Genomic DNA, 10,681 nt, shown 5'->3' with positions numbered 1-10,681 from the left:
GGCCTGCTGGTGGATCGAGAGGCGACCGAGCGCGGTGCCAAGAAGCTGGCGACACGGCTGAGGTTCGCCGCGCTCCGGCAGGCAGCCTGCGTCGAGGACATCGACATGCGCAGCCCGCGCGGCAACGACAAATCGGTCATGGCGCATCTCATCGACGGTGGATGGATCGACCGGCACGAGAATTTGCTGGTCACTGGGCCAACAGGGCTGGGCAAAAGTTGGATTGCCTGCGCGCTCGGGCACAAGGCCTGCCGTGACGATCGCCGGGTCATGTATCACCGCGTGCCTCGGCTCTTCCTGGCACTGGCCATCGCCCGGGGCGACGGGCGTCATGCCCGCGTCCTGAAATCCATCGAACGCACCGAGCTTCTGATCCTGGACGATTGGGGGCTGTCGGTGCTGACCGCCACCGAACGCCGAGATCTCCTGGAAATCCTCGAGGATCGGCAAGGCCGCGGCTCAACGATCGTCACAAGCCAGTTGCCGATCGACCAATGGCACGAGGCCATCGGCGACCCAACCCTTGCCGACGCCATCCTCGACCGCCTGGTCCACAACGCCCACCGCCTCACCCTGACCGGAGACAGCATGCGAAGAAAGATGAGCGCCACGAAACCGCTTGACCAAGTTGGGCAAGCCTGACTCAATGAACGCGTCGGTCACCTGCCCAAGTTCACGGAATGGGTGCCCACGATGCCGTGGAATCGCTGCCCACGATCACGTGGAATGACCGCCCAACTTCTCTGGAATGCGCAAGCAAGGTTGCGCTGGACGGCGGCGCGGCTGGCACCGGTCAGGGTCTCGGCCATTGGAGCGGAGACGACGGGCCATTCGGTCAGCACCGCGCGCAATGCAGGAGGTGTCTTGCCAGAGAGCGGTGCCATCATGTTGTCCGCCCGCGCTGACCATGCCTGGATATCGTCGAGGTGCCGCATCGCGGTCAGGCATGCTGTTTCCATTCCCTCGAGCCAACGCTGCAAGCGCTCGGCAGGTGGGCCACTGGCGCGCAGCCCCCCTGCCCCGCGCATAGCCAGAGGCGCAAAGATGGCCCCCCCATTCAAATTCGGGCCTTCGCTCGCGGCAATGCGTGCGGCGGTAACCGCCGCTTCCATCCGGTCGTCCTGTTGCCCGAGGCCCGCAAGGTTCCAGAGGTGAAACCCCATGCAGGCGCGTGTAATCGAATGCAGGTCGGCGGCTTGCGCCATCAGGTCAAGCCAACCGACCGCGCGATCCGCAAAGGGCTCGGCTTCATCCGCCATGTTTTCAGGGTCACGGCGATCGAGGAAAGCGGATAAGTCCACCTCTGGACCGGGACCGCCTGTCAGACGGCGCACCGCCCATCCGACACGCGCGAGCGCTGCGGTGTCGTCCTGCACCCCGGACAAGCGCATGGATATCCAAAGCGCCAGCCGATCCAGGCCAATTCGGTCACCCACAAACCAGCTGAGGTCTGCCGCCTCCATCAGGGCGAGCCTGAGCCGCCAGCCTTCCGGGCCACGGTGCAGACGGTCATCCAGCGCGCCAATCCGGCTAGCCACACAGGCAAGACGGGCGGCATTACCTGCCTCTGCCTTCCGCCAATCGTCGAGGACTGCGGTTTCAGGCAGCATTGCCCTCGGTCTGGGCGGCAGATAATCCGGCTCCACTTCTATTGGACCGGGCAGGAACCACAGGTCGTCCTCGGACGTCTCTTCAATCCCCTCCGCATCAACTAGAGGATCGTCCAATTTACTATACTGCGTAGGTACTTGCGGCTTCATATGTGCAAAATATGGCGCTTTTGCATTTTACCAAAGTGTTTTGTTAGGGTGCGCCTGCACTGTCGCAATTGCTTTGCCGTTTCATCATAAAGTTCTTACAGGATTTCAGTAGGATGAAGCGTAATCCGACGTGGGTTTTTACGTTTCGATTTCAATTTTTAACTCGCGTTTCAACAAGCGAGAGACTGGGGCAGAAAATGGAGTTCAAAAACCGTGGAGCGGCGGTTTCATGACGCCGCACGAATACGAAGCGTCTGACGAGGCTTGGGCGAGGGCAACGCGTATCGGACGAGAACTGGATCGAATTTTGGACGGGCAAGAGCCTATGCGCACCGCAGTTGCTCGGGCCGCATCCGAATTGCGTCTCTCGACGCGCCAAGTCTACAACCTCCTGCGCCGATACCGCACCGAGCGCCGGGTTTCTTCGCTGTTGCCAAAGACTGGCGGGGCCAGGCGCACAAGGATCAGCCCGGCTGTAGAGGAGATCATTGCGGCAACGCTTCGGGAGATGTGGCTTCAGCCCGAGCGACCGGACCTTGCGCCGATTGCCGATGAAATCCGCACCCGTTGTATCATCGAGGGTCTTGATCCGCCCGCCTATGTCACCGTTTCCAAGCGTATCCCACGACTGTTCACGCCCGAGGAGATTGCCCGACGGCGACATTCAGGAGAGAAAAGCCTGCGGCGTCTGAACCCCCCCCCCAGGCTATATTTGGGCCAAACACGCACTCGATGTTGTCCAGATAGACCACACCCCCGCCGACATCCAGTTTGTGGAAGTCATCGATGGTCAAGGCATCTATGTCGGACGCCCCTATCTCACTATCGCTGCCGATGTGGCAACAAGCGCGATTATTGGCTTCTGCCTGACCCTGGAGAAGCCCTCACGCCTGTCGATCGCCCTCTGTCTTGCGCAGGCGATGTGACGCAAGGAGGACTGGCTGGCAGCGCGCGACATCAATCATTCCTGGCCGATGTTTGGCCGCCCGAAGAAGGTCGTCGTGGATTCTGCCATGGAATTCAGAAGCACCAGTTTCATCCGGGGTTGTGCCGAGTACGGCATTGTAATTCAAAGCCGGAACAAGGGGACCGTCCATCGTGGCGGGGTTGTCGAGCGGCTTCTCGGCAAAGTGAATACGGTGCTGCGCTCCCTGCCTGGCAAGACCGGGCGTTCCATCGCGGATCGGGGTGAGTACCTGTCTGAAGACCGTGCGAGGCTCAATTTTGCAGACCTCGAACGCTGTATCGCGCTGGCGATTATCGATCACAATCTTAGCCAGAATGAACGCAAGCTGACGGTCCCGGCCAGGGAATGGGAACGAAAATGCCGTCAGCCGGATGGCCCGGAAGACAACCCTTTCGACGTACTGCTCAGCTTTCTCCCGAACAAGACACGCAGGATTTCACCTCAAGGTGTCAGCCTGTTTGCCAACGACTATTTCGAACCATGGATGGGCCCATTGGTCGCCCGCCGTGATCGATTGGATGCTCTCGATGTTCGTTATGATCCTCGGGACATTAGCCATATCTACATCAAGGATCCCGATACAGGGGCCTGGCTCCCTGTGGCGCGGCGGGATGGACAGCTTGAGGCGGTCACCCTCTGGCAGCACAGGGCCGAGAGAAACCGAGCGCGCGAAACCGGTCGGCGCCCGATCGAGGAGAAGACCGCGATCCGCCGCGAAATCGCGGCGACCGTGGATGCCTCGGCAACGAAGAAGCAAAGGCTGAAGGAAATCGCACGGGCCAGGCATGCGGCTCATGCGCCGAAACCCTACCAGAGCCTGACTCCTGCCCCGACACCAATCCGAGAAACGCCCGACCCCGAACGTCCGCGCCGCGTCTTTCCGGTGGAGGATTGGTGAAATGACGGATCACCTCCTGGACTCCGCCGCATCACTTCTTGATGCCGGTGACGCGTGCCGCATCTCCCATATCCGGACGGCCTGTTGGATCAGCCACCCGGTGGCAAGTCGCGCCCATAACGCAATGAGCCTTCTACTCGATCGACCAGTAACCTTGCGCCCCAGAGGGCTCTTGCTGACAGGCCCCTATCACAATGGCAAGACGATGATCGCCGAACGCTTCGCGATCGAACATTTGCGTCAGTCAGAGCGTCAAAGGATCTGGGTGATTCATACCCGAGAAGGTGCCGGACTGTCTCACTTCTATGCCAGCATTCTTGCCGGGTTGCGTGCGCCTCAGGCATCTGGTTGGCGAAGCCTGTCGCGCGCGGGCGAGCAGGTGGATCATTTGCTGGACGGCTTGAAACCCCGCCTGCTCATCTTCGATGAGTTTCACAGTGCCCTTCGAGGGCGCCGACAGGACGTGAAAGCTATCTTTTCGTTCCTGCGCCGTATCGCACGTGTCCACGACATCTCGCCCGTACTGGTCGGCGAGGTTGCGGTCTATGACGCGGTACACGACACCGAGGAAATGGGATCGCGGTTCGATACGATCCCTGTTCCCAGATGGGCGTATGATGAGGATTTCGCGACGCTCCTCGATAGTCTCGAGACCAGCATGCCTCTCGCCCGAGCCTCGGACCTGTCGCGACCGTCACTGGCTGAGATCATCCATGAATTGTCAGAGGGCTTGATCGGAGAGGTCGTCGATATCGTGAGCAACGCGGCCATCAAGGCGATAAGGAACGGCGAGGAACACATTTCTGAAGCGACCATCACCTCGCTTGGTTACACGCCCCTGTCGAAACGCCGAAATGCTCCTTTGCGTCGCGAAATGACGTGAACCAGTCTGCGTCCGAGATCACAGTCACACCTGCGCGCGACTACGGCAATGAGATGGGGCAAGGCTGGCCCGGCGTTGTTGCACTGGCACCCGGAGAGCTTCTTTCGAGCTGGCTGCATCGGCTGGCCATGGCCAATGGAGTTCCGCCTCAGTATTTTGGCCAGGTTTTGGGTGTCGCAGGTGGGGATTGGTCTGCGAAGCTTGACCGAGACCTTCCCGGGCGAATCCTCAAATTGCTGGTCGAGCGAACCCGGTTGCCCGCCGAGGATATTGATGGCCTGGCTTTGCACCGCGACCCACTAGCCCGGTTGCGATTGCGGCAGATCACAGGATCAGGAGATGCCCGCACATCGACCGCTCGGGTCAATCGCCTGCAATATTGCCCGGCATGCCTGAAAGAGGATCGCGCACCGTTCTTCCGGCGCGGCTGGAGCCTGGCGACGCGCGTTTCCTGCTTTCGGCATGGATGCCGCTTGCGCGATCACTGCCCTGCCTGCGGCGGCGGCATTGCGCCTGCTCGACAAAACCGCCTGCTGCCGCAACATTTCTGCGTCTGGTGTGATGCTGATCTCCGACACCCCACCCTGCCTGCCGAGTATGATGTGCAGCGTCTCGAGCGGCTCATAGACGATCTGCTTCGAATGCATGTTGCGGGACATGGACGGCATGGAAAGACATCCCTGCCCGCCATGCTTGGAGCGGCTTGTTTCGCGTTCAATGGCGAGCCGACGTCAATTTCGCGCTTGCCGCACCGGGTCCGCTACGTATTGTTCCGCCAGTTGGCCGATGGAATGACGCCCCTCCAAAAACGTTCCGTGCGCCCTGCAATTGATCTCTGGACCCGCATTGCACTGGCTGCGCCCAAGCATTCCGACTTGGTGGCGTCATTGAGTGCAGAGATCACGTCACAGATAACACCGGGATCAAAAACGCGCTCCAGACTTCCTGATTTGGCGGACTTACAGCAGGTCATCGTTCGCCTTCATTCAAACCGCCGCACATCATTGGCAACGGCTATGCCTGCCAATTGATGACCCCTGCATCCTCCATCTGCTCCCGATCGGGCAGGTCCTGCAGCGACTCCAGATCGAAAGCGACCAGGAACTGCTCCGTCGTCACATAGGTATAGGGTGCCCCGCGCCGCGGCGACCGTGGCCCGGTGACGATCAATCCACGCGCATGCAATCTTCCGATCAGGTCGCGGCTGATGTCTTTGCCGAAGATGTCTTTCAGGCCGTCCCGTGTGATCGGCTGGTGGTAGGCGATGGCGGCCAGGACAGCGACATCGTACTCGCGCAGATCGAGGTCCTGTTCACCTATGTCAGCGGCGGTCCGGATCGCCGGGGCGTAGGCGGGCCTGGTTCGCAGCATCCAACCGCTGGCGACCTTCGCCACTTCGAAGGACCGCCCTTCCAGATCGGCGGCCAGGTCCTCTATTAGCAACTCGACCGACACCCCATGCCCCACGACGCGCGCCAGGTCTTTACTTGGTACTGGCGAGGCGCTGGCAAAGAGCACTGCCTCGATCCGTCGCAGCCATTCGCGCCAGCGCAATTCGGCTGGCAGATCGTTCAGTTCCCGATCGAAGTCAGTGTCGGCGCGATCCTTGGCCTTTTTTGGTGGTCGCATGTCCGAACCGCGAAACCGGTTCCCACTTTCGCTGGCCATGCTCATCCCTACACCCCGTAGAGCCGGAACGTGTCGCGCCCCGTCAGCTCGCGCACCGCGCCGAGATCGACCAACCGGTCACAGAGCCGCCGTGCGGACCGGTCAGGTAATGGCAGGGCCGCCGGCGCGACGGCATCTTGGGTCAGGAACATCGCGACGGCGGCCTCCGCGCCTTTGGCGCGCAGCTTCGGTGCGACCGCTTTGAGATGCGCTGCCCGCCGAGCGAGGTGAGTTGAGAGACGCACGGCATCGACCGCCGATGAGACGAGCGCACGATGACAAGCCGAGCGTAGGTCTTCGCCTCGCTTGCGCATGTCGGCGCGTTTCAGGCCTGCGGCCAGAAGCGGCACGAGATGTTCCCAGCCGAGGGCTTGGGCGAGGGCCGCATCCGCGAGGATCAGTCCAGCTGCGTCTGCGCGCAGCACCGCCTCCAACACTATCGCGGCCCGGGTCACGGGCGCCCCTTTCCCCGCATCGAGCCACGTCGCGATCTGGCCCGGCTCGAAGGCCGGCAAGGCTCGGCCCAGAACCTTGATCGACACCGGCCGCTCCACCGCACGCCGCCAGGCAAGGTAAGTATCCCCTGCCGGTCCCGGCAGATCGCCAGGCCGCAACAGATGCACCGCATCGCGCAACTCCGCTTCCCGCTCCGGCCGTCCGGAGAGCGCGACGCAAGCCGCCGCCGCGCGCAGCGCGAGCCTATCCCGCAACAAGGCGTGGGGCACTTCCTCGTGTCCCAACACAAGATGCAGGTGGTTCAGTGCTGCGCCCGACAAAAACGCCACATCTTCAAGGGGTTCGGCGCGTGCCGAGGTGACCCAGGGCGGCATCTGGGGTAAGCTAAGAGGGTCGCTGTCGAAGGTTGGTCGGGCATATGTCATGCCACAACACTATCTCGCGGCGGCGCTTTTGACTACCACTTAGTATAGAAACCGCCCCTCTTTGCCGAGTATTTCTACGTCCAATAACCTTGCGTTATCGGACGTTATTGACGTACGCTGCAGCACGGTCTCAGGAATAGTGAATCAGCGGGGAGAAGATGGCGCCAGAACGCGAGAAATCGACTTCAGCAAACTCTGACGCGATAGAGGATGCCCAGATCGATGACAGAGATCAAGCGGCACGCGAGGCCATCGCCCTGCCCGCCCATGTCGCCAGCTCCGGCACCCTTGACCGGTTGGTCGATACCGCCCGCGGCTACGCAGAGGCGTCGGCCGCGGAGAATACCAACAAGGCCTATGCCGCCGACTGGAAACACTTTGCCCGCTGGTGCCGGCTGAAAGGCACCGATCCGCTGCCCCCGTCGCCGCAGATGATCGGGCTCTACGTTGCGGATCTGGCCGCCCCGGCCGAGCAAACCCCATCGCAGTCGGCGGACCGCTCCCTTTCGGTCTCTACCATTGAACGACGTCTCTCCGGGCTCTCCTGGAACTATGCGCAACGGGGCTTCCCCCTCGACCGCAAGGACCGTCACATCGCCACCGTCCTGGCCGGGATCAGACGCAAACATGCCCGCCCGCCGGTTCAGAAGGAGGCGATCCTGCCAGAGGACATTCTGGCGATGGTGGCCACCCTGCCCTACGACCTGCGCGGCTTGCGGGATCGGGCGATCCTGCTCCTGGGCTATGCGGGGGGCCTGCGGCGGTCAGAAATCATCGGCGTCGATGTGCACAAGGACGACACGCCCGACAGTGGCGGCTGGATTGAGATCATGGAGGGCAAAGAGGGCGGTGGCGCCCTGCTGACGCTGAACGCCAAGACCGGCTGGCGCGAGGTCGAGGTCGGGCGTGGCTCCAGGGAACAGACTTGCCCCGTACATGCGCTTGAGCAATGGCTACACTTTGCACGCATTGATTTTGGGCCGGTGTTCGTGCGGTGCTCGCGCGATGGCAAGCGGGCGCTTGATACGCGTCTCAGCAACAAACACGTCGCGCGGTTGGTAAAGCAAACCGTGCTCGATGCCGGGGTCCGGTCGGACTTGCCCGAGAAGGACCGCCTCGCGCTCTTTTCCGGGCATAGCCTGCGCGCCGGTCTCGCATCCTCCGCGGAGGTCGACGAGCGCTATGTCCAGAAGCATCTCGGTCATGCCTCGGCCGAGATGACCCGCCGATACCAGCGCAGGCGCGACAGGTTCAGGGTCAACCTGACCAAGGCGGCGGGGCTCTGATTGCCCGCGTGCAGAGCCGCTGCAGTGAAGCGCTAAGGTAAAATCGCGGTGTTCAGGTTTCAGATTACGGCTTCAATTGAAGTCCGTAGCGAAACGCGACATGCTGGAAGTGATCGAGCGCCTGGAGGCCAAGGGGGCCTTCTTCCGTTCGCTCCATGATCCGATTGACACTGCATCGCCGCAAGGCAAGTTCACGTTGCAGGTTCTGGGCGCCGCGGCCGAGTTCGAACGCGCATTAATCCGCGAACGTACCAAGGCGGGCCTTGCCTCTGCGCGCGCCAAAGGTCGTGTTGGTGGCAATCCTGGCCTTCGCACCAGGGACCCCGCCGCGCTTCGCAAGGTACGGCTTGCCCGGCAGGATGGCTACATGGAACGCCTGAACGAGACCGCGCAGGATTGGGTGCCGCATGTGCGCCGCTGCGCCCCGATATGGCTTGGGAAGACGTCCTGCGGATTATCAATGGCCCCCTGCCCCCAGATCGCCATTGGACCCAAAGCCGCCTGCTCCGCGCCGTGAAAGCATATGTGCGCGACGGCTATCTGCCCGATGAAGTGCTTGGCCGCGCCGGACGCCGCGAAACCGACGATCGCCTGCCGGTGATTGTCGCAGCAATCAAAGGTTCTGACCCCGAGATTACCTTGCAGGCAATTTGCGACCGACTGGAATCCATGCGTGAGCGCACCCCTCGTGGGCGAACCAGCTGGCAGCCATCCTCCGTACGGATGCTGTTGGAACGGGCGGGGCGACTCGGGCTCGTCTAGTCGGCTACTAGGTGCCAATCGCTCAATCCTTCAGAAGCGACGATTCGTCGTTAGACCCCACCGCGATACCTTGGGGTAGACTGCGGTGAAGCCACAACATGTTTGACAAGGCGCTAGTGCGGGCTGAGATTTTCCCTTATCTTCTAGACACTTAGGCCACTTTCTCGCGCCAAAACGCACGCCCAGATCAAGTTCGCGCTCTCCGCCTTCAAAAAAATTGTTGTCTGGCTATAAGTTGCGTGTCATGAGTGCTGTAGTCGCAAAAAAGCGAAAATCGCGCACTTTAGCGACGAAACACAATCGACCCACCAAGAGGTCACGAGGGCAGCATGAACAGCAAGGCAGATTTCCCAGGCGCAAAATCCATTGCAGCTTCCATTTCTGCCAACGCCGCGCGTCTGTCGGATGCCCTCAATCATCATATGCGCAACAGCTTTCAACCGGAAAGCAGAAAGACGCTGCGCAAGTTTCACCCTGCAGAGGTCTCTGAGCTGACGGGCATCAGCATGTCGAACCTTAGAACGCGCCATCAGGAAGGTGATTTTCCAGAAGTCGAAACAGACTCTCGCGGCAGGCGTCTCTATTCCGCTGAAGAGATCGACCAGATCCGCAGAGTGATGGCACGGACCGGTCGCAACGGCGAAGCTTACTTGCCAGGCCGGCGGGATGGCGATGGACTTCAGATCATATCCATCGTGAATTTCAAAGGCGGGTCCAGCAAGACGACGACAGCGATTCATCTCGCCCAACGCTACGCCCTCAGAGGGTATCGCGTCCTAGCCGTAGACATGGACCCCCAAGCCAGCCTAACGACTATGTTTGGATTCCGCCCAGAAATCGAGTTTGCTGAAAGCGGCACGGTGTATGACGCCCTGAAATATGAGGATCCGGTTCCCCTGAGCCAAGTCGTGCGCAAGACATACTTCCACAATCTCGACCTCGCGCCAGCCGGATTGTTGCTGTCTGAGTATGAAACCGAGACGGCTTACGCGCTTCAACACAAGGTCGATCCTCCGTTCACTCAGAGGTTGGCCATTGCGCTCGATGAGATCGAAGCCAACTACGATCTGGTGATCGTCGATTGCCCACCGCAGTTGGGCTTCACGACGATGACGGCGTTGCTTGCGTCAACCGGCCTCCTGATTACCGTGGTGCCGAGTATGCTGGACGTCGCCTCCATGGCCCAATTTCTTGAGATGGCCGGAGAAACCGTCAGGACTTTGGAGGAAGCGACAGGACCGATCGACTGGTCGTTCCTCAAGTACCTCGTCGCGAGGTTCGAACCGACCGATGTCCCACAGTCGCAGATGGCTGGGTTCCTAAGGTCAATTTTGCTCGACCGGGTACTCACCACGCCCATGCTGAAATCCACTGCCATTTCCGACGCCGGGATGACGCAGCAGACGATCTATGAACTAGAGCCGAGCCAGGTCGTCAAGAAGACTTTGGACAGGATACTCGAAAGCGTAAACGGCGTCGCAGACGAGTTCGAAAAGACGATTCAACAGGCTTGGGGGAGGACGGTCGAGTAATGGCGCGTAGAAACCTTTTCCAGCCCCCTCCCCCACCGGACACC

10 protein-coding genes and 1 pseudogene are annotated in these 10,681 nt (G+C 60.9%); 8 read left to right on the top strand and 3 right to left on the bottom strand.

What is annotated here, in order from left to right:
• The coding region (istB, locus tag ACN0SW_RS19705) for an IS21-like element helper ATPase IstB (protein WP_417729609.1) at window positions 1–642 on the top strand (642 nt) is incomplete at its 5' end.
• A gap of 17 nt (window positions 643–659) precedes the next feature.
• On the opposite strand, the gene ACN0SW_RS19700 is transcribed toward istB, so the two are convergent.
• A complete protein-coding gene (locus tag ACN0SW_RS19700) occupies window positions 660–1,760 on the bottom strand; it encodes a hypothetical protein (protein WP_306043952.1) in 1,101 nt (366 codons plus the stop codon).
• A 773-nt stretch (window positions 1,761–2,533) separates the two neighbouring features.
• Between ACN0SW_RS19700 and ACN0SW_RS19695 the strand changes: the two genes are divergently transcribed.
• From ACN0SW_RS19695 to ACN0SW_RS19680, 4 genes are all read left to right on the top strand, one after another.
• Entirely contained in the window at window positions 2,534–2,686 is a 153-nt protein-coding gene (locus ACN0SW_RS19695) for a hypothetical protein (protein ID WP_306043954.1), read from the top strand.
• Between the two features lie 87 nt (window positions 2,687–2,773).
• Window positions 2,774–3,625 (top strand): Mu transposase C-terminal domain-containing protein, encoded by an 852-nt coding sequence (locus ACN0SW_RS19690; protein ID WP_368074444.1) that lies wholly within the window; start codon window positions 2,774–2,776, stop codon window positions 3,623–3,625.
• 1 nt (window position 3,626) lies between these two features.
• Window positions 3,627–4,508 (top strand): TniB family NTP-binding protein, encoded by an 882-nt coding sequence (locus ACN0SW_RS19685; RefSeq protein ID WP_306043950.1) that lies wholly within the window; start codon window positions 3,627–3,629, stop codon window positions 4,506–4,508.
• A 53-nt stretch (window positions 4,509–4,561) separates the two neighbouring features.
• Window positions 4,562–5,539: a TniQ family protein gene (locus ACN0SW_RS19680; RefSeq protein ID WP_417729608.1), complete on the top strand. Its 978-nt coding sequence runs from the start codon at window positions 4,562–4,564 to the stop codon at window positions 5,537–5,539.
• Here ACN0SW_RS19680 and scpB read toward each other — a convergent pair.
• Together scpB and ACN0SW_RS19670 are read right to left on the bottom strand one after the other, a co-directional pair.
• Window positions 5,523–6,137 carry an SMC-Scp complex subunit ScpB gene (scpB, locus tag ACN0SW_RS19675; RefSeq protein WP_306043948.1) on the bottom strand — a complete coding sequence of 205 codons (615 nt, stop codon included), beginning with the start codon at window positions 6,135–6,137 and terminating at the stop codon, window positions 5,523–5,525. The two genes, ACN0SW_RS19680 and scpB, sit on opposite strands and share 17 nt — an antisense overlap.
• Window positions 6,138–6,184: 47 nt before the next feature.
• Window positions 6,185–7,057: a DUF1403 family protein gene (locus ACN0SW_RS19670; RefSeq protein WP_094037473.1), complete on the bottom strand. Its 873-nt coding sequence runs from the start codon at window positions 7,055–7,057 to the stop codon at window positions 6,185–6,187.
• Between the two features lie 158 nt (window positions 7,058–7,215).
• On the opposite strand from ACN0SW_RS19670, the gene ACN0SW_RS19665 reads away from it, so the two are divergent.
• The 3 genes and pseudogenes from ACN0SW_RS19665 to repA all read left to right on the top strand — a co-directional run bounded on the left by ACN0SW_RS19665 (window position 7,216) and on the right by repA (window position 10,637).
• A complete protein-coding gene (locus tag ACN0SW_RS19665; protein WP_417729607.1) occupies window positions 7,216–8,343 on the top strand; it encodes a tyrosine-type recombinase/integrase in 1,128 nt (375 codons plus the stop codon).
• Between the two features lie 100 nt (window positions 8,344–8,443).
• A pseudogene (locus ACN0SW_RS19660) lies at window positions 8,444–9,105 on the top strand (recombinase family protein); the annotation flags it as partial.
• Window positions 9,106–9,434: 329 nt separating this feature from the next.
• A complete protein-coding gene (gene repA, locus ACN0SW_RS19655; protein WP_306043939.1) occupies window positions 9,435–10,637 on the top strand; it encodes a plasmid partitioning protein RepA in 1,203 nt (400 codons plus the stop codon).
• Window positions 10,638–10,681: the final 44 nt, after the last annotated feature.

This window comes from Roseovarius sp. (assembly GCF_048262375.1).
Classification (GTDB): domain Bacteria; phylum Pseudomonadota; class Alphaproteobacteria; order Rhodobacterales; family Rhodobacteraceae; genus Roseovarius.
Note: the sequence above shows the minus strand (reverse complement) of the source record. Positions and strands in the feature narration are given on the sequence as shown.

Excerpts from the sequence above, each read along its gene's own strand:
- scpB (WP_306043948.1), bottom strand. The coding sequence starts at position 6,137 with ATGCGACCACCAAAAAAGGCCAAGGATCGCGCCGACACTGACTTCGAT.
- ACN0SW_RS19680 (WP_417729608.1), top strand. The coding sequence starts at position 4,562 with ATGGGGCAAGGCTGGCCCGGCGTTGTTGCACTGGCACCCGGAGAGCTT.
- ACN0SW_RS19700 (WP_306043952.1), bottom strand. The coding sequence starts at position 1,760 with ATGAAGCCGCAAGTACCTACGCAGTATAGTAAATTGGACGATCCTCTA.
- ACN0SW_RS19685 (WP_306043950.1), top strand. The coding sequence starts at position 3,627 with ATGACGGATCACCTCCTGGACTCCGCCGCATCACTTCTTGATGCCGGT.
- ACN0SW_RS19665 (WP_417729607.1), top strand. The coding sequence starts at position 7,216 with ATGGCGCCAGAACGCGAGAAATCGACTTCAGCAAACTCTGACGCGATA.
- repA (WP_306043939.1), top strand. The coding sequence starts at position 9,435 with ATGAACAGCAAGGCAGATTTCCCAGGCGCAAAATCCATTGCAGCTTCC.
- ACN0SW_RS19670 (WP_094037473.1), bottom strand. The coding sequence starts at position 7,057 with ATGACATATGCCCGACCAACCTTCGACAGCGACCCTCTTAGCTTACCC.
- ACN0SW_RS19690 (WP_368074444.1), top strand. The coding sequence starts at position 2,774 with ATGGAATTCAGAAGCACCAGTTTCATCCGGGGTTGTGCCGAGTACGGC.